The 23,705-nt window shown below is 43.6% G+C and carries 20 protein-coding genes; 4 read left to right on the top strand and 16 right to left on the bottom strand.

What is annotated here, in order from left to right; all coding sequences use genetic code 11:
- Positions 1–216: 216 nt before the first annotated feature.
- From LOZ80_RS00725 to LOZ80_RS00690, 8 genes are all read right to left on the bottom strand, one after another.
- Positions 217–561 carry a thioredoxin family protein gene (locus tag LOZ80_RS00725; RefSeq protein ID WP_238169643.1) on the bottom strand — a complete coding sequence of 115 codons (345 nt, stop codon included), beginning with the start codon at positions 559–561 and terminating at the stop codon, positions 217–219.
- 153 nt (positions 562–714) lie between these two features.
- On the bottom strand, positions 715–4,641 hold the full coding sequence (locus LOZ80_RS00720) for an FG-GAP-like repeat-containing protein (protein WP_238172868.1): 3,927 nt from the start codon (positions 4,639–4,641) through the stop codon (positions 715–717).
- Between the two features lie 236 nt (positions 4,642–4,877).
- Positions 4,878–5,498 (bottom strand): VOC family protein, encoded by a 621-nt coding sequence (locus tag LOZ80_RS00715; protein WP_238169642.1) that lies wholly within the window; start codon positions 5,496–5,498, stop codon positions 4,878–4,880.
- A gap of 241 nt (positions 5,499–5,739) precedes the next feature.
- The gene (locus LOZ80_RS00710; RefSeq protein ID WP_238169641.1) at positions 5,740–6,684 is read right to left on the bottom strand and encodes a copper amine oxidase N-terminal domain-containing protein; all 945 of its coding nucleotides are present in this window, start codon (positions 6,682–6,684) and stop codon (positions 5,740–5,742) included.
- Between the two features lie 233 nt (positions 6,685–6,917).
- Positions 6,918–7,325 carry a DUF6210 family protein gene (locus LOZ80_RS00705; protein ID WP_238169640.1) on the bottom strand — a complete coding sequence of 136 codons (408 nt, stop codon included), beginning with the start codon at positions 7,323–7,325 and terminating at the stop codon, positions 6,918–6,920.
- An 801-nt stretch (positions 7,326–8,126) separates the two neighbouring features.
- Positions 8,127–8,489: a hypothetical protein gene (locus tag LOZ80_RS00700; protein WP_238169639.1), complete on the bottom strand. Its 363-nt coding sequence runs from the start codon at positions 8,487–8,489 to the stop codon at positions 8,127–8,129.
- Positions 8,490–8,667: 178 nt separating this feature from the next.
- Positions 8,668–9,702, bottom strand: coding sequence for an aminoglycoside phosphotransferase family protein (locus tag LOZ80_RS00695; protein ID WP_238169638.1), 1,035 nt, complete (start codon positions 9,700–9,702; stop codon positions 8,668–8,670).
- A gap of 130 nt (positions 9,703–9,832) precedes the next feature.
- Positions 9,833–11,182 carry a hypothetical protein gene (locus LOZ80_RS00690; protein WP_238169637.1) on the bottom strand — a complete coding sequence of 450 codons (1,350 nt, stop codon included), beginning with the start codon at positions 11,180–11,182 and terminating at the stop codon, positions 9,833–9,835.
- Positions 11,183–11,954: 772 nt separating this feature from the next.
- On the opposite strand from LOZ80_RS00690, the gene LOZ80_RS00685 reads away from it, so the two are divergent.
- From LOZ80_RS00685 to LOZ80_RS00675, 3 genes are all read left to right on the top strand, one after another.
- Positions 11,955–12,794 carry an SPFH domain-containing protein gene (locus LOZ80_RS00685; protein ID WP_238169636.1) on the top strand — a complete coding sequence of 280 codons (840 nt, stop codon included), beginning with the start codon at positions 11,955–11,957 and terminating at the stop codon, positions 12,792–12,794.
- An 11-nt stretch (positions 12,795–12,805) separates the two neighbouring features.
- Positions 12,806–13,000, top strand: coding sequence for a type II toxin-antitoxin system antitoxin (locus LOZ80_RS00680; protein ID WP_238169635.1), 195 nt, complete (start codon positions 12,806–12,808; stop codon positions 12,998–13,000).
- A 72-nt stretch (positions 13,001–13,072) separates the two neighbouring features.
- Positions 13,073–13,447: a hypothetical protein gene (locus tag LOZ80_RS00675; RefSeq protein ID WP_238169634.1), complete on the top strand. Its 375-nt coding sequence runs from the start codon at positions 13,073–13,075 to the stop codon at positions 13,445–13,447.
- Between the two features lie 66 nt (positions 13,448–13,513).
- On the opposite strand, the gene LOZ80_RS00670 is transcribed toward LOZ80_RS00675, so the two are convergent.
- Genes LOZ80_RS00670 through LOZ80_RS00655 form a run of 4 tightly spaced genes read right to left on the bottom strand, consistent with a single transcriptional unit; the run spans position 13,514 to position 16,658 of the window.
- Positions 13,514–14,743, bottom strand: a complete 1,230-nt coding sequence (locus LOZ80_RS00670; RefSeq protein WP_238169633.1) for a hypothetical protein — start codon at positions 14,741–14,743, stop codon at positions 13,514–13,516.
- 12 nt (positions 14,744–14,755) lie between these two features.
- Positions 14,756–15,589, bottom strand: a complete 834-nt coding sequence (locus LOZ80_RS00665) for a hypothetical protein (RefSeq protein WP_238169632.1) — start codon at positions 15,587–15,589, stop codon at positions 14,756–14,758.
- Complete coding sequence (locus LOZ80_RS00660; protein WP_238169631.1) at positions 15,586–16,275, bottom strand: ABC transporter ATP-binding protein; 690 nt, start codon at positions 16,273–16,275, stop codon at positions 15,586–15,588. Before LOZ80_RS00660 ends, LOZ80_RS00665 begins: the two co-directional genes overlap by 4 nt.
- Positions 16,272–16,658 (bottom strand): GntR family transcriptional regulator, encoded by a 387-nt coding sequence (locus LOZ80_RS00655; protein ID WP_189011470.1) that lies wholly within the window; start codon positions 16,656–16,658, stop codon positions 16,272–16,274. Before LOZ80_RS00655 ends, LOZ80_RS00660 begins: the two co-directional genes overlap by 4 nt.
- A 194-nt stretch (positions 16,659–16,852) precedes the next feature.
- Here LOZ80_RS00655 and LOZ80_RS00650 point away from each other — a divergent pair, with 194 nt between their 5' ends.
- Positions 16,853–18,118 carry a DUF2515 family protein gene (locus LOZ80_RS00650; RefSeq protein WP_238169630.1) on the top strand — a complete coding sequence of 422 codons (1,266 nt, stop codon included), beginning with the start codon at positions 16,853–16,855 and terminating at the stop codon, positions 18,116–18,118.
- Between the two features lie 43 nt (positions 18,119–18,161).
- On the opposite strand, the gene LOZ80_RS00645 is transcribed toward LOZ80_RS00650, so the two are convergent.
- Genes LOZ80_RS00645 through asnB form a run of 4 tightly spaced genes read right to left on the bottom strand, consistent with a single transcriptional unit; the run spans position 18,162 to position 23,058 of the window.
- A complete protein-coding gene (locus LOZ80_RS00645; RefSeq protein ID WP_238169629.1) occupies positions 18,162–19,850 on the bottom strand; it encodes a putative polysaccharide biosynthesis protein in 1,689 nt (562 codons plus the stop codon).
- 29 nt (positions 19,851–19,879) lie between these two features.
- A complete protein-coding gene (locus LOZ80_RS00640) occupies positions 19,880–20,359 on the bottom strand; it encodes a DUF456 domain-containing protein (RefSeq protein ID WP_238169628.1) in 480 nt (159 codons plus the stop codon).
- Positions 20,360–20,403: 44 nt separating this feature from the next.
- The gene (locus LOZ80_RS00635) at positions 20,404–21,147 is read right to left on the bottom strand and encodes a Cof-type HAD-IIB family hydrolase (protein WP_189011478.1); all 744 of its coding nucleotides are present in this window, start codon (positions 21,145–21,147) and stop codon (positions 20,404–20,406) included.
- Between the two features lie 36 nt (positions 21,148–21,183).
- Positions 21,184–23,058 carry an asparagine synthase (glutamine-hydrolyzing) gene (gene asnB / locus LOZ80_RS00630; protein WP_238169627.1) on the bottom strand — a complete coding sequence of 625 codons (1,875 nt, stop codon included), beginning with the start codon at positions 23,056–23,058 and terminating at the stop codon, positions 21,184–21,186.
- Positions 23,059–23,705: the final 647 nt, after the last annotated feature.

Here is a 23,705-nt window from a genome sequence, read left to right as displayed (position 1 = left end):
CCATCATGTCGAAAAAGGGAGTTCCGTTTTCAATTATAGCTTTAAAAACAAGGCAAATCCATTCGCAATTGTTACAAAGCTCCGAAACCAAGCTAAAGCAGGCTTGCGTGTTCATCATCTATTCACGTATTCAAATTGGCAGCTCAAAAAAATCTCTCTTCCCCGTACATCAAGGTCAAAGACCTTTTGTACAGAAAAGAGAGATTTGGGTCGGTTTTAGGTATGCAAAGCAGCCGAAACTTCCAACGCACGCCCAAGGAACTGTTCGATTTCTTCGCGTGTTTTGCGCAGTTTATTAACGAAACGGACTAGTTCTTTGCCATTCTGGAAAGCAATAAAGCTAGGAATACCGAGAATATTCAGTTGTTCGCAAAGCTCCGGCACTTCATCACGATCCAATTCAATAAAGGTGATACGCCCTGCATAGTCTTGCTCAACAGACGGCATGAAAGGATCGATATAATGGCAATCTTTGCACCACGTTGTCTTGAAGATGGCCACGGTCAAAGCAGGCTGCGAGATTAGTTCTTGGAATGCTTGGTCATTGGAAACTTTCAACATAGCGAGCACCTCACTGCATAGGAAATGTATAACTTGTAGCTTTTAGCATGCCCCAAAAGCCAGATCAAGTCAATGATTCAGGAAATAAAGTTCGTTAGTCAATGTCCAGTATTTATGAACAAAACTGCCTAGTCCGCGGCTCTCTTTATGTGATTACTTATTAATCAACTTTGCTTGCTGTAACAATCTCGTTACAATTGCAGCTGTTTGTGCACGTGTTAGGTGACTTGCTGCTGTAAGATGTTGATTATCGCCTTGCATGATATTGTTAATGACCATAAGTGCCACGGCTCTCTTCGCCCAACCAGAAACTTGTTGACTGTCCTCAAACGGACTTAATGCAGTATTCGCTTCGGCATCTGTCACAGTCGATGCAAGCGAAGTGATCGCCATCGCTCTAGATAAGATCACAGCGGCTTCTTGCCTTGTAATCGTCTGATAAGGTCTGAACGTATTATCCTCATAGCCTTGAACAAGTTGATACGTTAAAGCCGCTTGTACAACAGATGCATACCAATCTGAGGACTTCACATCCTGTGGCAAGTTGATTTGCTCCATTGACTTCAAGCCCAATGCTCTAACAACAATCGCGAGAAACTCTGCACGGTTGACATCTTGATCAGGTTGAAAGGATGTTGTTGTAACACCATCAACAATGAGGCGTGAAGCCGTATTATTGACATCATTCTGACTCCAATGTCCTTGCACATCGGCGAATTTCTTTGAGTTCCATATAATCGAATAGATACTATTCGTTAAGCTATTCATTACGGCATGTGTTTTGCCGTCTTTTGTAAAGATATTTGTTGGTATATGGGATATTGTTCCATCTGTATTTAATACAACACCAGTTGTTATTTGAGTGGAATCGATTAAATTCGGCAATACAATCTCACGTGACACATAATGATCGAATCGATCGATCTTAATGGTACGATCCCCATACGTAGCAATAATTTCAAAATTAATCGCTGGAGCAACCAAAGTCACATTTTGGTTTGCAGCGGCAGAATCTAGCGACTTCTTACTTTCAGCAGAAGGTTTTCCCATATGAATGCTTAACTTAATGTCTTCTAGTTTCACGTTATTGCCAAACTGAGACGCGATTTGATCAATCTTTAGCTGATTCGATTGGATGGTATAAATCGCATCATTGGTACGAATTTCAATAACTGTATTTGTCTTCTCCAATGATTTAATCATTTTACCGTTCAATTCTGTCTGGATTACATCTGATATAGAAGTAACTGGAATAATGAGTGTTTGATTGTTTTTACCTTCCAGAATAGCAATCAATTTCTCAGTATCAATGGACACAATCGTCGTCGATTGTCCTCCCACAACAACCTCTTTCAACGTCGTCAATTTATCAAGCTTTACACCATCCAATATAATAAGGTTGCCTGGTTGTGTGGCTGATGATCCACTATCCGAACTCGAGGATGAACGATCTTCTTTTTCAATTTGGAGTACTGCCGTTGAAGGAGTACCGATGACCGCATCTGCCGAAGGAGCACTTATTTGAACATTCAACGATTTATTGCCCGCGTCTATATGATTGTTCACGATCGGTATCATAAAAAATTGGCTAGTCTCACCATCTTGGAACTGTAACGTACCCGTAGTTGCCGTATAATCGACACCAGCTATTGCAGTTCCATCCGAAGTCGCATATACAACACTCGTTACGCCTGTACTATTGCCTTCCCTACTAACAATAACCTTCGCGCTGCCGCTATTCTCTTTAGCACTATAGGTTGTTGCAGCCAGCTTCACTTTCCATTTAGGAGGGAAGCTTTTGATAATCGTGACATTGCCGGCAAAGTCGTTTGCCGTTGCTAGATCATCTTTACCATCGTTATTATAATCGCCAGCCGCTACCGACCGAGGCGCGACATCGGTACTATAACTATTTTCCAAGCTAAAACTGCCCGTACCATCACCCATAAATACAGATATTGACTGTAATAAAGCAGGAACTGCAATATCCAACTTCTCATCCCCGTTATAATCACCAACTGCTAGTGAATAAACCTGATTCGGAAATGTAGAAATCGTTTCATCTCGGAATGTGCCCGTTTGATCACCAAAGAGAATATGAAGTGAATATCCTGACGGACCATTATTAGCAACCGCTATATCAGTCCATCCATCACGATTAAAATCACCTGTAGCAAGCTCACTTGGCTCGCTGATGCCCCCATATTCGCCACCTGAGGTAAACGTCCCATCCCCTTGTCCATACAAAATATATACTTTCTTCGTTCCCTTGTTAGCTATAGCTAGATCGATCTTGTCATCATCATTAAAATAACCCGAAACGATGGAATTGGGCGAGGCGAGGCGATTATCAGCTGGTTGATCCTCCAACTCAAATTCCCCTTTGCCGTCTCCAAGCATCACACTTAATTGGTTGGATCCTGTATGGACTGCGGCTAGATCGGGATTATTGTCCCCATTAAAATCAGCAACAGTAATTGTTCTAGCTTTAGAATTCGGTACGATGCTAGAATCAAATTTTTTGCTAATAAATGATCCTGTCCCATCGTTTAATAAACGTGTTATGGTATTATCACCCGAATTAGCAATGACCAGATCAGGTTTACCATCGTGGTTAAGGTCAACTGACAAAAGTTGAACAGGCTTACTCCCAACTGCATACTTAATGGCGGCTGCAAACTGACCTTTTCCATTACCTCGCATGATGGACACATTATTAGAATTATAATTTGCCGTTGCTATATCCAAGTTACCATCTCCGTCAAAGTCGAAACTTGTAACTGACAATGGTAGACTGCCACTAACATCATAATTAACGGATGCAAGTAAAGTTCCGTCTCCTCTACCTAGTAAAATGGCAGCAAAATTCATATTATTACCAAACTCATCATAATTTGTAGCGACTACATCCAATTTATTATCAGAATTAAAATCAGCAATAACTACCTGAGAGTAAGAACCTTGTACACTATATCGATCTGCAGCTTGCAATGATAACCTGGATCCTACGCTATCATTTAATAAAATGGATACTTGCGTTGCCTCCGAACAACCAACGGCCAAGTCAAGATCACCATCACCGTCTAGATCAGCGAGAGCAAGCGAGTATGGATCATCGAGAGCAGGTACGTATGAATTTGGACAGCTAGCCTTAAATTTAACGGCAGGTGTAAAGAAACCGTGTCCGTCACCTTGAAGAATAGAGATTCCAGCCGAATCTCCAGTAGTAACCACAACAATATCCGCATGACCATCCCCATTCATATCTCCAATAACAGATGTTTTTGGGTTATTCCCTGCAGGATATTCAGCAGTTAACATTCCCGTCAAATTTCCACGATTTGTTAAAATAGAGACTTTCCCAGCTCCGCTATGGGTAACAATAAAATCTAAGCTGCCATCCCCGTTAATGTCACCCGCAGTAATAGAACTAGGCTTATATCCTACTTGAATCGGGATCGGCTCACTAAATGCAAGCGTCCCATCGGATTCTGGAGGTTTACCAAGTAGCAATACAATGTGATATTCATTTGTACCAGTGTCACCGTTAGATACAGCCAAATCCATAATCGAATCTTTGTTGAAATCCCCTATCGTTACTGAATTAGGCGTAAATGTTTTGTATTCAGCACTATTGATATAGACATTATAGTTTACTGTGGACTTAAACTCCCCGCCTGCTTGACCTATCAGTACAGAAACCGTACTAGAATTACTAACACTATCTCCATCCCCACTGTTAGCTGTTACAATATCTACGATATTGTCCCCATTCAGATCGCCAACAGCTACATCACTGGGATTAATACCAACTGGAAATTGTTTCTCCTGATAATGACCAGCACGATCATTAAGTAGGATAGAAATCTGGTTCTCATACGAGTTCGCAGTTACTAGATCAGGTAGTCCATCTTGATTAAAATCACCAACAGCGGTCGCATTAGGCTGAGCGCCTAATCTGAAATTCTCCGCTCTTTCAAAGTTTGATATGCCTAATGCGGTAGTAGGTAGAATAAGTACAAATAAACATAAACTTACAACAATAAATTTCAATCTCCTGAAACTAACTTTCTTCGCCATAATTCTCAAAATATCCAACTCCCTTACATAATTCGACACGTTTACTAGCGCAAACATACCATAAAATATTCCAGTTGATCAATATAAAAATAGTCACCAATCTGACTCTAAATAGCATTATGAACACAATAACCAATACTTTAATGAAAACAAAAAGGAGCTGCTTCAATACAGCTCCAGCGCTATCTTTCCCCGTTAGTTGAATGGATAGTTGATTAAAGTTCACATAAAAATCATTACAATATGTGATACGGCAAATGTGGGAATGAGTATTGTCTATCGCTGTCTTTGATTTTTACCATGACTGGGAATATTTGTGCCTTATCATTTGTTGGATACCATTCACGATCTATATCTACTAAAATAAAAAGCCCATGTTCGTCACCAACAGGCTGAAATGATTTTCCATTTCCTTTCCATATTGGAAGATTAATTTCTGATTCTAACGTTGATGCTAAGTTTGAAACGTCCAATACAGGTAATCCAACTTCACTTATACAAAGTATGTCTTTGTTAGTGAATTCATCAGTAGCAGTACTTTTAATATTGTGGCGTGCAATGTATTCCACAATGTTTCCTGAGGGATCATAAAAATAAACAGCATGTGCGTTCCAATCTATAAATTCAAACTCATCATGGGATTCATTTTGCAATAAAGTTACCCTTTTTGATAAGTATTCTTTAGCTAGTTTAAATTGGCTCTCATTAATATTAACAGCAAAATGGTAAAATGGTCTGTCATCCTTTTCATCTGTTTGTATAAATGTAAGACTGGTTTCACCAACCGTTAATGTAAACGAACTATCATCTTCTTTTAATAAACCTGTGCCTAAATTCTGAACATAGAAAATTTTCAATTCCTTCAGCAAGCTAGTCTTAAATTTAACTTCTTCAAAAAATCAAGTTCTATCACTCCATTCTTCTGAGCATTCAATTTTAATAATCTATTTTAACATAAAATAGATTATGCAACGAAGGGGATCAGGGACTCTCTGTTGAGCTAATCTGCCCGTTAGCATAACGCGGCTGCCGATCCATGCCGGCAGCCGCGTCTAAGTTGATTATTAGGCTAAAAGTTCTCCGTTTAGTTTATAAGGATTACTTTTCTTGAAAATCCATACTTTCTAGAATTTCGTGGAAATCTAGAATTGAACTCTTATAAGTAACTTCATAGGATGAATTCCTAATACTATAAAACTGGGAGTCAGACTTGAATACGATGAGGGTATCAACACGCTTGTCCCAATCATTATTATTCACGTATGTCAACTGTCGAGCGTCAAATCCAAACAGCTTGATTTGTTTTTCTCCGAGGATATCAACGTTAGATATAGCTGCTTTTTTCTTGGCACGATCCAAATACTGAATCAGATCCATATCTTTAGTCTTATCTATATCCGGCTCAGCTGAAATAAATAACATGGTGTAATTAAAGTAACGTAGAGCTAATTGTAAATACTCAACATCTTCAACCATAACGAAATCTTGAACTCTTTCATCGACCTCAGATTTGATTTTATCTAGGCCCCCCATATTTCTCCAAAGACCATAAGCGGTAAAATGAAATTTGCCGTCGGCACTTGCATAATTATTCTTGCTGTAGATAACTACTGTTCGACTTGCATCATTCCATTCAACCTTTGATTCAACAGACTCCGATATGAAGCGAAGTGGAACAAATGTATTACCATCTTTTAACTTAGGGGCCACAGATAATGTTATAGAATTACCATTTACTTTGGCTACTGGGTTATCAATCTGTAATTCGATTTGTACGCCTTGCTTACGTCCTTTGACAGTGCGAGTGAACTCATTCCATGAGACTTCAAGACCCAAGTTTTCAAAAATAGGTCTGAATTGTACAAGTGTTGTGGAGTTTTCAATATATGGCGGCTCACTAAATGGAATCAAATTTGCGTCTAAGATAACACGAATATTGCTATCCGAAATATTTGAAGCTTTTACTTTGACAATTCCTGGCCCCATAAATAAAAGAGTTACTATTAATAGTAACCTTGCAGAGCTAATAAATATGTTACTCAATCAGCACACATCCCTTAATTTATAAATAAAGTAAAATCATTATAGTATTTATTCTGAACGGTGAATACAACTTCTTTTCGTCAACGCTTTATATAATAACTAGGACTTTAAGATGTTCACAAACAGCTCATTCCTACTCGTTACTTCAAAGAAAACCAGGGAGCAGATGCCACAAGGCAAATTGCTCCCTGATAATTGAACTATAGTTCCTCGTCAGTTCAATGTTTTCCAACCTAATCACTGTTACTCCAAGTCAATATTCCTTTATCTTCATCAAATCCATTAAGAAATGCTTTATCCATCGTTTCATTATCAATAATCACATTGAGCCACGCTTCCATGGAGTCGTCCAGTCTTTCTCTATCTATTGACATAAACTCCCCCGCTCTGTTTGTTCGAAGTAAGTCGTCTAAAAAATTTGCATCTTCTATCGTTAACTTTGTTTTATTAAAACAATAATCAGACAGGTTCTTCAAAAGTAGTTTTGTGTCATCATCAAGTATTGCAAGTATTCCTTCTACTGAAGGTTGTAAACAAGAATAACCACCGACTTGGTTATAGTAAAAAACTCCCGACTTTGATTTTATAATAAGTGCAAGCTGTTCCAAGCCATATAGACAGACTTTACGTTCTTTTTGCATGGGAGTAACCTCGTTTCATATCTTCATCCATTTACCATCATAATACCATAATTAGTATACACTTTGACTCTAAACTGCCCGTTAGCGGGGAAGAGGCAGCTGCTTGATGCCAGCAGCCTACACTATGTTTTATTGAACTGTCATGTTCCGATAGAGGGAGTAATACTCATTTCTCGTGCTTCGGATAATATTCTGTAAATAAATGCTTCCACTCGTTCATAAAGTCACTTTGAAAAGTTCTATTGTAATAGCTAATGTGCTCATTCCAGAAATCAATTGAATTACAGTAATAATTACCTAAAATGAACGATGGGTAGTTATGTACTGAACTTGCCATAATCCTTATCTTTTCTGTCTCTTTCCGATCAATTACATTTAATAAACTTTCTAATATGTACTTAATCGGTCTAATGCTTTGATAAATCCTTTCAATATTTTTGGTCCTGTTAAATATTCTGACCTTCTTAAGCTTAGAGATAATTGCTGCTTTATATTGGTGGTCTTCAACTAAATTTAATTCATTTATTAACTTATTAATTGAACGATTATTAATTACCAAATCTTTATGTAACCAGTATTGATACTTATGTAAAAGATTATAAAGTACAGGATTCATTGGATCAGATCTAATAAATATAAATAGGTAAAATAATGAATCCATAAAGTTTCTTGCATACATTCTCTCTAAAATAATGATCACCTATTTTTCTTTTTGTACATACATTCTGCCGATCCATGTCGGCAGCCGCGTCTAAGTTGCTTATTAAGCTAAAGTTCGCGTAATGTGTTGCCACGCACCAGTTAAATAAGATTACCTTCCCAATCAACAAAAATCAGTTGGTCTTTAGGAAGTAGGCACCATTCGATAATTGTCCTAACAAGCCTAGGTGTGATAATACGATCATCCCAAATTGGAGTTTGTACTCTAACCCATCCTTGACGATAATGATTTTCTAAGCCCCCAAACTCCTTACCCTGTATTACAATATGTGGTATCTTATCATGGTCTGACTGCGCTACATGATATGAAACAATTAATTTTTTATCTTCTGAAACAATATTAAGATTAATTCTTCCATAATCTTCGTCATCTTCTTGGACATTCCAATAATACCTCTGGCCGCTGTACTCTAACTTCCGTCTTCCTTCTGAGTTTACTCCCACAGGCTTGTTCCTCTCTTATACAGTCTTATTCGCTTTCCGTGTTTATTCGAGGCAGCATGGAAGTGTTTCCTCAATTGACTATATTCATAATAAAACCTCCCATTAGTCCTATTAAATCTAGGTTTTCTTCTAATAAGAGGTTTTAATCTGCTGTATTGAACTAGCGTTCCCCGTTAGTTTAGGCTATGTTACCAGACGTGACCAACAAGGGTATGGTCTTCATTTCATTGATTTTTTGGAGAGTATGGACATGCTTCGTCTTCTCGTCATCAGCCTCTGTGTGGAGATACCCCTCCACAAGTCTGTACCCGAATACGAGAAGGATTATCTCGTAGACACAATGATCGGCGATTCGGGATACAGCCGCATACTCCGAAAAGCCTTTGTAATACGCAGGGATGCATCGCTGGTAATGTTCGACCATGTGATTAATATCCGGTTCATCCGCGATCAGGCTTGCGAGATCCTCACCCAGGTAGCCCCATCCGCTGGTATCCCAATCGATAAGCGCGAAATTCCCGTCAGCATAGATAAGATTGGTTACCCAGAAGTCCCGGTGACATAGCACGAGGGGTAATTTTTCAATACGGGCGAATATCTCATCTGCTTGCTCATCAATGTCGATGAGCATTTGCCGCAAGTGCAGAGGCAATTCGCAGTCCTCCGATCGTATATAATCGTAGACGACCGGCCATGACCGGTAATGCAAATACGTATTCTTCATTAGATCCGCATGACTCAGGTTGGTCAGGCTCTGCAACACGGCGGGGTGCTCTGCATACAGCTTGCCTTGAAAGCGACCTAACTCCAGCGCGGCCTTTTCATACATGTCACCGGTCAGGTCTAAACCGGTTACGCCATCGATATATTCCAGCCACAGATGGTATTCAGTAACTTCGGCATTAAACTCAGCGTAATAACATATCGGCCAGCGAAGGGCTTGCGAGAAAGTCGCTCCCAAATCAGATGAATAGAGATCATATTCCCGACGCCATGAACCCGGATCGCCGTAACGCTCCCATTTGTTCTGGATTTTTAGAACTATACGGTAAGGCAATTTTTCGCCATCCACGTTTTCGGCTATCCCCGTTACCAGGCACACATTCCCCACAGTTCCGCCCTGTAATGGCATAGTTTGGAAGTCGGTGGAGATGATATTCGTCTTGAACCGTTGGCTTAAAGCATAAATCAGCTTTTCAAGTTCAATATTCATTTATTCCTCCATTTTCTTCTTTGTCGATGAGGTAGCGTGTATTATCCTTGATATACTCGTTATCATGAACTATCGTGTCCATAATCTCAACTATTTTGTGTGTAATGGACAATCAATCATTATCAAATTATTATTTCAGCGAAGCAATCGAATCGACTTCGAGCTTAACGTTTACGTAGTGCTTCAAACCGCCGGAGATGACACATTCGAATGCAAAAGGTGTCCCTTTACCAGGATTAGCAGCATCAGTAATCAGATCAAGAGGCACTGTCCCAATCACTTGACCATTCTGATCCGTGAAGGTGATTCGTCCTTTCACTTGATTCGCTCCCTTTGCATCAAGCTCGTACTGCCCTTTGATGATGCTAAATTCTCCGTCCTGTCTCACGCTTACTTTTCCAATCCGGAATTTCGGCTGTGCAGGATCGGCGATGTCCATCGGTGCAGAAGGATCAAGTTCAGGGTCCTTTTTCTCATTCATCCTAGTAATCTGTACCGTTGCGTAAACATACCCTTGATCCAAGCTGCCATCCACCAATAAATCCAACGATTTCGACTCAGCGCCGTTTAGCTCAGCGCGACCTGTTCTGGAAGCAGCGACTCGCTCTCCCTTTTCATTATATAAATTGAACTTGAAATCGACGTTCATAGCTTCCTTCACTTCACGCCACTTCGGTCCAAGCTTTACGCCTACAGTCATATGTGTCAGCTTAGGATCTTTTTCATCAATGTGCCTATAACCAAAGTTGACTTCCAAAATGTGGCGCACATCCACCGCATTCGCCTCGTACAGCTTAAACCAGACAGGTCCTAACCAGGAATCGATTCGATGCCAATTGCGCCATACTTCTTTGACCTCTACTGTTTGTGATGATAGACTGGATCCTGTTTCCAAACCGTAAGGATGTCGCATCAGTGGCGTGAGATTCAACAATTCCACTTCCTCCTGAACCTCCCTTACCCCTTCTAAAAAAAGATAAGAAGGACGAATCCATTTGTCCCCGGACTTCGTTTCGATCAAATAATGTTCATCCCATTTCGCTTTCGTTGTTACGATTTGGGGAGCCAATTGCCCGCCTGTTGGCTCTGACAGCAGAGGATCGTTATAGAGCGGTTCAATCCGACCGAGATCTAGTTTCGTCACGAACGGCTGCGGATTCCCCAGCAAAGCCCGGTTAGGAGCGATCCATCGATCACCAAGCCATGTGGAGATTAAGTAAATGGGTCTTCTGTAGCCTTCGCCATGTCCCCATCGAACCTCCCGCGTCTCCAGAATTTTCACCGTCTGCGGGCCCAGCAGTCCTACCTCTTTCCATGTTTCATCATACACAGAAGTATCTTCCAGAAAAGTGATCGTATCCCCACCTGGATGAGGAAGCTCTAAGATGGTGGATTCCGCATAAACACCGTTCGCCCTCCATTCGCCACTCATACACAGATAACAACTAATTGATAAAACTAACACCAATTTTTTTCGCATCGTTTGCTGCACCTCCATTACTTTCTTTCAGTTCCTTGTCATCATCTTCATCATGTCATCAGAATTAAATATAACAACGATGAAGAGTAGGTCATGAAGATGAACGTATCCCGCTCGATGGTCGGCATTCCCTTGCCATGCTTGTATGTTTCACAATTTTATCAATCATCCGCTTAAAGCCTGCGGCATCCCCTTATGATTATTGGGTACTCAGTATGTACGCCAATAAATGGAAAAAGTTTTCAGCTCCTCAACTATCGTTCTTCCATCAGCGCGATAGACTCGCCAATGATTAGTACTATAAAACCGGACTAGCAAGCTAAAGTTCCTGAGTAGCTAATATCCAAATGTTTTGATTCTTTTGCGAATTAGATCCCATGGTGTATTTAATTGTTTGCCATCGGGGGTCCCGCCAACCAAATGACGTAAAACCGACGACATGCCAATTTATTCCATAAGAAGCTAACTTCTGCCCGAGAGATAAACAAAGGCTCCCGAGCAAATTTACCCGGTAGCCTTTGTTTATGATTATTCCGATTGCTTAATCATACTAGAATTTTCGACGGTACCCCTCATCTAGAATTTTTTTCAAACCTTCAGCTCTTTTATTAATAAATGTGTTCCAAAATAGCTTTCCTTTTTCAGCCAGTTTCCCTTGATCAAGCCAACATGGCAGTGCTTATTTATGCGCTAGCTATATTTACATTTAAAGGAATAAGTGATATCATTTAAATATCAAAACAATATGTGAATTGAGAGAGGTTGTTGCCCGATGAAAGAAACAAGCGCTTGGTCTATCAATGGATTTCTAGGATTATTATTATTTGTTGTTGGTGCTGGAGTCGGTGTTCTGCTTCTTACGCAAGAATACTTTGCATTCGGCGTTATTTTAATCGTGATAGGCATTATTTTCGTTTCAAATATTACCGCCGTACAGCCTAACGAAGCCTCAGTCATCAATTTCTTCGGCAGTTACAAGGGGACGATTCGCAAGAGCGGACTTTGGCTGATCATCCCCTTCTCTACACGCAAGAAGATTTCATTGCGCGTGCGTAACTTTAACAGCGTCAAGTTGAAAGTAAATGATATTGAAGGAAATCCGATCGAAATTGCAGCTGTCGTTGTTTTCAAAGTCGTCGACACATACAAAGCTCTATTCGATGTAGACAGCTATGAGAAATTCGTTGAAATTCAAAGTGAAACCGCACTGCGTCATGTTGCCAGCAAATATCCCTACGACCGCTTCGATGGCGAAGGCTACTCCCTAAGAGGCAATGCCGATGAAGTAGCCGCTGAGCTCAGCCTTGAATTACAGCATCGCCTATCTGTTGCCGGTGTTGAGGTTATTGAATCCCGCTTAACACATCTGGCTTATTCCACAGAGATTGCCAGCGCTATGCTTCAGCGCCAACAGGCGTCTGCTATCTTGTCTGCTCGCCAAACCATTGTCGATGGTGCCGTCGGCATGGTTCAAATGGCTATTGCTCGCTTGGAAGCAGAAGGCCTCCATTTGGACGAAGAAAGAAAAGCGGCTATGATTAACAATTTGCTCGTTGCAATTGTATCTGACCGCTCAGCGAGCCCGGTCATTAATACCGGTTCGTTGTATTAACGGGATGCTTTATGGCACCTAAGAAAAACTTCGCACTCCGCCTCGATCCCAAGCTCTATGAGGCTTTGGAGCGTTGGGCAGAGGATGAATTCCGCAGCGTGAACAGCCATATCGAATATGTCCTGCGCGAAGCTCTTCATCGAACAGGACGCTTGCCCAAACCTGGTCCGGCACAACCCGTTTCAGATCCCGACCAAGAGCAATGAATCTCTCCGTTGTTTCTACCATTCCCGAGCAGGGTATATAAGTAGTAAATCAAGGTGAAGGAGAGATGCAGCATGCCGAAAACAACCTACTGGGTTAGCGTTGGCAGGCAAGAAGTCGTTCCCGCCAGCCAAACAGCCCTCCGCAGCAACTATGAGTTTGAAATTCGTGCTGATGAAGCCGAACTGCTTCAGTTGAACGAACAGTTTCAGGATATCAAACTTGTAGACAAACAATTGATGAACAGGGCACGTACACCTTATGAAGCTTTCCCTGAGAAAGATCAAGACATGAAAAATCGCACCTACGATGAACAACTCAAGGATATTTATTTCCTAGTTCACCGCTTAGGGACGCAAGAAACCAAAAAACATATTGAGATGATGAATCTAGGCGATTTGCCTTATTATCAGAATATCAACAGCAAGCCAGAACAGTTGAAAGCATAAAGCTATCGAAACAAAACAGAGGCCGCTCACAAGGTTTTTTAACCTTTGAGGCAGCCTCTTCTTTCTTTATTCTTTCACAGTTATGTCAGAAAACGCTAGTTTGTCCACTTTCACCATATCCTTACGCTCAATTACACCTTGGTAAATTGTCTTCTTGGTCGCCAAATCAACAATCGCAATGGCAGGATTCTGCTTCCCGAACATCAGCATATACAAGCGGTTATTGACGATTTGGAATATCCCCGTCCGTCCCCACTCACTTTGCAAGGACTGGAGTTCCAGGACCACATCACTATTCACTTTATTATCGGAGATGCTGTAGCTAAGGACTTCTGAGGGACCTGATTCTGAAAACAGATTGAAGTACACATTATCCCCCGTCTGACGGATGATTAAATCATCACCGCTTTTCATCAAAAGTTTCTGAATAGACTCATTTTGAATTTTGGTCAGTTGACCTTTCCAAATATCATAAGCAAATATCTCATGATTCAGCAGCTCGTCATTGCTTGTATCCGGCCTATGATCTTTGACATCTTTCAAGGCATAGGTCGTTTGATCAAAAATGATATATCCTTTCGCGCTCAGCGGCTGAGTTCCCCACACATTGTAAACAATCGTTCTAAGCTTCGCATCCTGCTTGGCACCTGTCTCAATTCGCTCATGCGCCACAATGCTTCGCTTGTCGAGATCGATGGTATACAGATGATACTCTGTACTTGCAAACTCCGTTTCACTGTGGAACTTAGGTTGGTAAGCCACAACCACCTTCATCGTCCGCTCTTTCACTTGAACGTCTGAAACGCTTATGAACTCATCTTTGTTTTTCTTGATTTGTACTTTGAAATCCGCGCTTTGCTTTTTCTGTCCTTTGTCATATAGAGCAATATTCAGAATATCAGATTGCTCTTTCTCTAGGCCGAACGGTGACTCTGAGCCAGCATAACCAATGACCTTTTCATCCTCAAAAAAGGCATTCACATCCCGCTTCCCTCGCATGAAAGAACGATGCTGCTCCCGCAGGCCAGCCAAGTCATCCAAGAAATAATCACTGGAATCCAACTGTTTCCAATACGTTTGATGATCACTGGGGTAATAACTACCTTGCGTTGTAACCGAAATCGCTTCAACTTCATAACTGCCTTGAACAACGACTTTTGCCGCGTTTTCTTCCTGACCAGCGATCGTTTTCAAATAATACTCAGGCTTTGGCGATTGAGCTTCTGCCACATAGTAATAACTCATAGAACATACAGAAAAAACAATCAATACAATAAGCAGCCAGTAACGTTTCATGCTGTACCTCCTTTAAACCGTAACTTTTTTGCGTAATAAATAGGAACTAAACCATAACGAAAGAATTGTGATGCCGATACCCACAATGGTTTGAAACAGCAGAACTTCGCTTGGATACAAGTGTTCATCAACCCAATTGTTTGGAAGCAGAAACGGCAATAAAATTAATACAGCAGTTGCTCCAGAGTAAATAATACCCGCCGCGATTCCTTTCCAGCGATAACTGCGTTCCAACAAAATGCTCGTAAACACCACGGCAACTCCCATCAAGCCAGCTCCGTAGTACAGAACAAACTCCGTGAAATAAGTTGGTAGTACCATATGCAACAACGTATTATTTCTAATAACATCAACGACCGATGTGACTTGTCTCAAGTCCAGTGGAATCATGCGATTGAACAGCGCAAGCTCCATCGGAAGCAGGATAAATTGCAGGGCAACGATTCCCCAGACGAATAAGATCAAGGCACTCAATTTAGCCAAATAGACATTCATTCTGGATGTAGGGAGCATAAGCAGCCTATACGCAAACGTATTTTTGCCAAGCCACTCTTTGTACCATATCCAAAAGATATACAGCAGAAGGGTAACGGCGGACACCGCAATTGAGCCTTCGAACCAGAGGGATTGGAAGTTGCCGACCATTTTGGCAGGACCAAACTGTGCCACATACTGTGCCACCGATAAGGATCGGAGCCGCATAATTTCTTGCGCATTGTTCATATAGGAATTCGCATTCGACCATATCCCGACAAATTGGGCAACCAGCGTGATTAACGCTAGAACACCATAAATTTTGCTGAAACGTAAGATTTCCCAGTTCAGCAGTTTCCTGTAGCGGCTCATCGACTATACACCTCTCTCATGACATCCACAACGGATTTACCTTCTGTCAAGCGCATATCCTCTGTGTCAAACTGCTTCATGACGCGGCCCTCATCGAGCAGAACGACCTGATCAATCAAATGTTCGATATCATGGATTTCATGTGTCGTGATCAGAACACCGCGATCCTCAATCAGATGACTGGTAAAAACGCTGGCAATCAGTTCCCGGCTAAACATATCGATACCGGAAAACGGTTCGTCCATGAGCAGATAATCCGCATCGAGCGAGAGTCCGAGCAGCAAATTGGCTTTCGCTGAATTTCCTTTGGACAAACTGCCAATTCGCTCGTCAGCTTTCAATTTGAAAAACGTTAGCAGTTCCTCTGCCCTTTGTTGATTCCAAGTCGTGTAGAAATCCTGCATAAATTGCATAGCTTCTTCAATTTTCAATTGGGGAGGCATCGTTAACGTGTCCGGTATGAAAACAACCTTCTCGTAGGTATGTTTGTCCACAGGCCTACCGTCAATCCGCATTTGACCGCTTTGAATCGGTGTCAGCCCCATAATAGCTTTCATAATCGTCGATTTTCCGACGCCGTTAATCCCGATCAGGCAAGTAATTTGCCCTTTCTCTGCCGTGAAGGAAACTTCATCAAGCACTCTCTTACGTCCGTAAGTCTTTCCTATTCGATCTACTTCAATCACTCGGTATCCCTCCCTGTGCGCTCAGATTCGTACTTCTCTTTGACAAAGCGCAAAAGTTCATCGGTTGGCAGCTCCATTTTACGGATCGATTGCACGAAGACCTCCACAGCCTCTCTGATTAGCTCCTCGCGAATCGAGTTCAAGATATGTGCATCAGTCGTAATTCGGCTGGGAGAATTACCTTCGGTTGTAATCAATTTTTGTTCCTCCATCTCTTTGTAAGCTTTCTGCGCGGTATTGGGGTTGATCTGAAACATCCCTGCCAATTCACGTCTCGAAGGAATTTCCTTGCCTGCAGCAAGCTTCCCTGTTGCGATCTCTTCTTTGAAATATCTGACCACCTGCAGATACACCGGATCGCGGTTGTTAAATGAAAGGTTCATCTATCCATCTCCTTGCTTGCGCCCAGTCTCTCTTCGATAGTGTATTACTCGATTAATACACCTCGAAGTGTACTATACACGTAATACAGCAAATGTGTCAAGCGATCTCTTGCAAACCTGCACATAGCAGCAGCAACTTGGGTGAAACATATAGAGAGACAACGGGCTGAAAGAGAGATTCGGGAGGTGAAACAGTGGGAGGAACGACAAAACAGAGGAAGTGGAAGGATACAGCACTTTGGGCAAAAATAAGGCAATTTCCTTCTCAGCTTAGAGGCTTCATCGAGCAGCACATGAAAGAAAAAACTTCGCTTTTCCAGCCTGTACCGGTATCCAAAGACACCGTTCAGCGACTGGACTCTGAATGGACGAAGCAGCTTGAACTCACACAAGGTGGTGTAGTAAGCAGCCAGGCTGCCGAGGAAGAAAGTCAGCTCCTCCAGCAGATACGGACGATTACGGAACAAAAAAACAGAAATAATGTGACGCGAACCGAAGCCTATTGGCACATATATGCGGAGAATCCGGAGCTCCACTGGGCACTCCTTGCTCACATGGTTTCCCGCAATGGCGGTTGGTGCATGACGGATTTGCAAGGGGATATGCTGCCGCGCTTGCTCCCTGCTAAGCTTGCTGACAGTTTGTTTGCTTTCTTGGAACGAGCCAACAGCTTAATTTTCCATGATGCTTACCCGCAACTGCTTCTGTATCAAGAAAGCAAAAAAAAAAACAAGCCTTTGTTCCATCTTCTCACTGCGCTGGGAGTTTCCTCATGGATGCTGCCGGTTTGGGAGGAATTTTGGCGCAGCCATGATGCTGCCGTTCTCACCATTTCGCTCATAGTTAACGAGCAAAATTTCATCGAACATCGAATCGTTCAGAATGAGCTTTATCAGAAAACGGTACTAGATCAGCTGCTTTTCAAAAGCCAAGCCTTTCTGCAACTGAACCAAGTCGCCTTTCCTTTTAAGCTGCGGTCAGCTAATGAACCGGGAAATCCCTGGCATTTTGCTGGTCTGATTCTGGAGCATTTTGCACATCTCTCAGAGCGCATTGAGTTTGGGAAAAGCTTATACGCCATTATCTACGGTGTGCCCGAAGTCCTTCAAGGCGTAGTCAGGTTCGCTTCCTCTACACCTCATACAGGATCACGTGCCGACTATTGGCCTAAGCACTACTCCCCCATAGCAAAAACCTCCCCTGATACGAAGTATCAGAGGAGGTTGGATGGTTCAGCGTGGAAAGCAAATGCCGTACCGCTGTATAGTCCGCCACTTGCTCAAGCGTGGCCAGATAGGCTCGTGGCGCCAGTAGAGCCTGGCGACTGGTTCACGGATGTGTCGAAGCCGCTATCCCATATGACGGCGATTCCTGTTCCGGTACCATTTGATATGACGAACGAAATATTTGACGGACTTAATAAATTGGAACTGGCTATATGTGCTAAGGAACTGCTGTAGTTGTAAGACAAAGTTATGTGCGCTTAAGATTGTTTAGGAGCGTTTAGGAGCGTTTCAAAACCTTGCCAGCCTTAGAGATAAGCTTCTGAACAGGTGCAGGGAAGTTCTTCACGTCGTCCTTCGTAACAACACGAGTTGCCATCAACAAAACGGGATACAAAGCAGCAGTGAAGCCACAGACGAGAATAGCATTAATCCCTTCGTTCAGACGGTACCAGCTTGTTGGCTGAATATAGGTATGTGTGAGCCATTCTGCCGCATAGCCAAGAATAACCATAACCAGAATGGTGACGAACAGGCCGATGAATCGTCGACCTAGAATCGTAAACTTGACTTCCTTGCGTAAAGTTCGCAAGTTGAGCCAAGACATCGCTATAAAGCAAAGTCCTGTCGAAATGATGATTCCATAGATACCAAGCCATGGAGCAAGCAAGAAACTTCCAGCAAGCTTAACCGCAATACCCGCGCCAACATGAAGCATTAGCGGCTTCATTCGGCCCATCCCCATCAGGACGGCGCCTGAAGTTTGCATCACAATTTGAAACATTGCGCCCAAGGTGAGCAGAGAGATCATGTAGGGTCCATGACTCATGCCATATGCCGTATCCTCATGTCCGAACATGAAAAAGTCCAGTGGGCGAGCAGCAATTGCAATCACTAGCACAGCAGGCAATCCAGATAAAATGGACAGTTGCAGCACCCTCGTGGTCTGGTGGCCAACTTGCTTCAAATCTTTGCGAGAATACGCCGCTGAGATGATAGGTACAACCGATTGACTCAAGGCTATCGCCAAAATGATCGGGATACCTGCCAACGACTGGGCCCGCCCACCAATAATACCAACCAAGCCAAGCGCCTCGCTGCGGCCAATTGTCCCCTCTAAGAGGGGGATAATAATCGATGTGTCAATGGCATAGACCAGTGTCACCGTTACCGAGAAAATAACAATTGGAATCGAGAGCTTAAGTAAGCTGCGGTAAATATCCCGATATCTCGCCGGAGCTTGTTGGGAGGCGATGCTCCCCGCTGCCGCCGTTTGGTTAACCACAGCTTGAGTAGCGCCGCCTTTCAGCGACTGCGCATCTCTGCGCTTCATTTTCCACGCATAATACAGCATGACGGCAAGGGCTGCTATACCACCCATCACACCGCCGAAAGAAGCGCCCGCAACTCCCCAGCCTAAACTGATATTTAATAATAGGAATGCAAGTCCAATGGATGTAACCAACCTGAATACTTGTTCCACAACCTGGGACACCCCGTTAGGCATCATGTTCTGTCTGCCTTGGAAATATCCTCGCATGATAGCTATAAGCGGGAAGAACAGCATCGCCGGCGCTATCGCGCGGGTAGCTAGTGTAGCATCAGGACCTCCATGCGAAATTCGTTCCGCATAAATAGGAGCAAAGAAATATAGCACAACCGTCATCAGAACACCTGCTGCGATCGCAAACCAAATGGCTGCGCGGTAGATCCGTTCTGCTTCCGCAGGCCTGCCAATGGCATACTTCTCCGACACCATCTTACTTAGTGCGCTTGGAATACCAGCTGTAGCGACAACAAGCAGGATGGAGTATAAATTGAAAGCAATGGAATAACTGCCCATGCCCCCCTCATGCAGCAGGTGCACCAGCGGAATCCGCTGAAAAACGCCGAGAAACCGCGCTACTAGCGCGGCCACGGTGAGAATGAGCGTCCCTTTCACAAGAGAATCTTTGGTTTCCTTCGTCAAATCCGTTCCTTCTCTCTCTCATTCTGTCATCAAAAAACCCAAATCAAGAAAACAATAATCATAGCCAATTGCAGGACAATTTTCACCACACTGCTGGCGAAGAAACCGACGACAGAGCCGACGCCGGCGCTGACCGCCTTTTTCCAATTGGTCCCGATGATGATCTCGCCAATGACTGCCCCGATGAAAGGGCCAATGATCAAACCGAATCCCGGGATCACAAAAGGCCCAACGATCAGTCCGATCGTACTACCGATAATCGCAGCCTTCGAACCGCCAAATTTTTTGACGCCAAGCGCGCTTACCGCGTAATCCGCCACCAAAATGATCACAACAATAATGGTCTGAATAATCCAGAACAAAACAGTGAAAGGCTCAAAGCTAATCAACCAGCCATAGAGAAAGAATGCCCCATAGATGGCTAAGACGCCAGGTAGAACCGGATAAACCGCGCCAATCATCCCGACAACAAATAAAATAATAACTAAACTCCAGCCTAAAGCGATCAAGGTCAGGACCTCCATTCATTCTTTGAGGCATTTGAATAGGCCATTTAATCTTGCAGCATATACGTACGAATGACCTTCGCAACCGCATGTTCCTCGTTCGTCACCGTTGTTACATCCGCGATGCGCTTTACTTCGTCCTGGGCATTCCCCATGGCGACGCCGAGACCTGCCTCACGAATCATCGTGATGTCATTCTCGCTATCGCCCATCGCAATAACTTCGGACATTTGAATGCCGAGCAGCTGACACACCATCTCAACACCGCTTGCCTTGCTAATGCCGCGTGGATTTAACTCAATATTGCTTGGATGCGAGTTCGTAATCTCAAGAATTCCCCAGTTTTCGACGATACCGCGAATTCGCTGCAATTTCTCTGGATTTTCCGTATAGAATCCGAACTTTAACCAAGCTTGTCCCTCAATGTCCAATTGCTCGCTTTCGCGATTAAAGACGCCTTGATCCACAGAATAAGCCCACCACCAGCAGTCGTGTTCTTGAGCCAGTGTATGCAAATTGCGCACTGTTTCTGTGGCCAGCAGGGTCCTTTTATGCAGCTTCGTCGGTGACTCCCATACTTCGCTGCCATTGACTACGACAAGAGGCGTGTTAAGCCCCAGCTCTTCAATATAGGGCATTGCGCTGATAGCCCCGCGGCCTGTAGACATAATTACAGTCTTACCCAAAGCAGTCGCCTGTTGAATCGCTTCACGATTTTCATCCGAGATTTTCTTATCCTCGTTCAGCAGTGTGCCGTCCATATCAAGAGCAATTAATTTGTAAGTTCCCACGTTCATCCATCCCCTGTCTTTACATCAGTAGTAAACCTAGTAAGCAGTGAGCACTTTCTTAGGCAGTTCTTCCATGAATGTCATATGCCAGAGGGCAAAAATATAGATAGTCCAGATCCGGCGCGCGTAGTCGCCTTGCCCATTCTTATGCTTATGGAGCATGCGTTCCACAGCTTCCATATTGATATAATCTTCGATACCGCTGGATTTGATTTGCTCGAGCAGCACATTACCCATCGAACCTTTCACCCAATCGCGCAAAGGTACCGGGAAGCCTAGCTTAGGACGATTCAGGATCGGATCCGGAATAATGCCTTCCATCGCCTTACGGAAAATGTACTTCGTCGTGCCATTCGCAATCCGGTATTTCGCCGGAATACGCCGAGCCACTTCGAACAGCTCTTTGTCCAGGAACGGAACACGCAATTCCAGGGAATGCGCCATTGTCATCTTATCGGCTTTCATCAAGATATCGCCAGGCATCCATAAATTCATATCGATGTACTGCATCCGGCTAACCGGATCCAGATGTTTCGTTTTATTATAATAATCGCCGGCAATCTGCACCGGATTCTTATAGGCACGCAGCATTTCACTGTCGAGGCGGAGCACTTCGGCTTTCATATCCTCGGAGAAAATCTTCGCGTTGCCGAGGAATCTCTCTTCGAGCGGCGTGGTACCGCGCAGGACGTAGTTGCGGCCCTTCACGCTGTTCGGCAGCATGCGCGCGAAGCGGTTCAGCATGCGCTTCACCGATTGCGGCAGCTGATCGATCGGCCGCAGCGACTGCGGCTCGCGGTAAATGCGGTAGCCGCCGAACAGCTCGTCCGCGCCTTCGCCGGACAAGACCACGGTCACGTGTTCGCGCGCGAGCTGCGCCACGTGATACAGGGCGATTGCCGAAGGATCGGCGACAGGCTCATCCTGATGCCAGATCGCCTTCGGCATCGTGTTGAAGAAATCATCCTTCGTGATGATTTTGTCGTAGTGCTCCGTGCCGAGCGTCGCTGCGGTTTGCGCGGCAATCGGCGTTTCGTTGTTGGCGCCTTCGAAGCCAACCGAGAATGTGCGGATCGGTTCAATATTCCGCATATGTGTAGCAATCGCTGTCGAGTCGATCCCGCTCGACAAGAAACAACCACGATCCACATCACTGACCATGTGGAGCTTGACCGAATCTTTCAATGTTTCACGAATTTGTTCCACATAATAATCAAACGGGCGATCCTCCGGCTCAAACATTGGGTCCCAATATTTATGTAGGGTCATCTCACCGTCAAACGTGATCTTCACGGAATGCCCAGGAGGCAGCTTGTGTATGCCATGAAACATCGTGTTAGGCTCTGGCACGTATTGAAAGGTCAAGTAGTTCAGCAAGCTGTCCGTATGGATCAACCGATTCATGCCGTCCGCAGCCAGCAAGCTCTTAATTTCTGAGCCAAACAAGAACTGACGATCATTGACATGATAGTAAAACGGCTTAATGCCGAAGTGGTCTCTCGCTCCGAACAGCTGCTTCTTTTTCTTGTCCCAAATCACGAAACCGAACATGCCGCGCATGTGCTTGACGCATTCCTCTCCATACTCCTCATAGAGGTGAACAATGACCTCCGTATCACTTTGCGTGCGGAATTGATGACCACGCTCCTGCAGCATACTGCGTAAAGCTTTATAATTATAAATCTCCCCGTTAAAAATGATCCAAACGGAATCATCCTCATTAGCCAAGGGTTGATGCCCTTCTTTCAAGTCAATGACTGACAACCGGCGAAAGCCGAGGCCAATCCGATTATCCGTCCAAAACCCGGAATCATTCGGTCCGCGATGCACAATCACATCTGTCATCTGCTGCAGCATAGCTACCGTTGGTTCTCTATCTTCAAAATACATGACACCTGTAATACCGCACATGGTGAAACTCACTCCTCCGTACCATTCATCAATCTTTCTCTAACGACAACCGATACATTAGTATACCATATCAGCCAGTCATACTGGAAATACGATGAAAGCACGGGAACAGGCGAATTCTATAGAAAAATGATGGAAATGAGTAGTCGTTTCAATGAAGCCGAGAGCCGCGTCTTTTTCATAGGACTGCACCACCTTTCCTTCATGCACAAATGTTTGCCTGAGGCAACTTTCGGGGTAGACGAAGGTCATTCCCCTTTCTTTAGGATATGCTTATGGCTGACGATTGGTGCCTCCCCTTGGATATTGCTTTAATAAGCAGCGGTGAGAGTCCGATTTTTGCATGAAAGCAAATGGACGAGTGAGTCGAATGATGAAAACTTCCGTGAGCGACGTTACGTTCCATCGACCAATGCATTTTGAGCAGTCACAACTTGCTTGTTCCACACAGGGTGCGAAGTGATCCATTATTAAAGATCTATCCCATAAACTTTCAATCCACGCACCCGCCAGAGGAAGAAGCTAACCGACTGGTAGCCATCTTAAACAAATCAATTGTACAAAAAAAAGCAAATCACTAGGAAAAAGGTGACTTGCTTTTTTGTTGTATTTTCAGGCTCAAATCCAGCGAAGCTGTTACCAAGTGC

It is taken from the genome of Paenibacillus sp. HWE-109, from assembly GCF_022163125.1.
GTDB lineage: Bacteria > Bacillota > Bacilli > Paenibacillales > NBRC-103111 > Paenibacillus_E.
The sequence above is the reverse complement of the archived record's forward strand: the minus strand, read 5'-3'. Positions and strand labels throughout refer to the sequence as shown.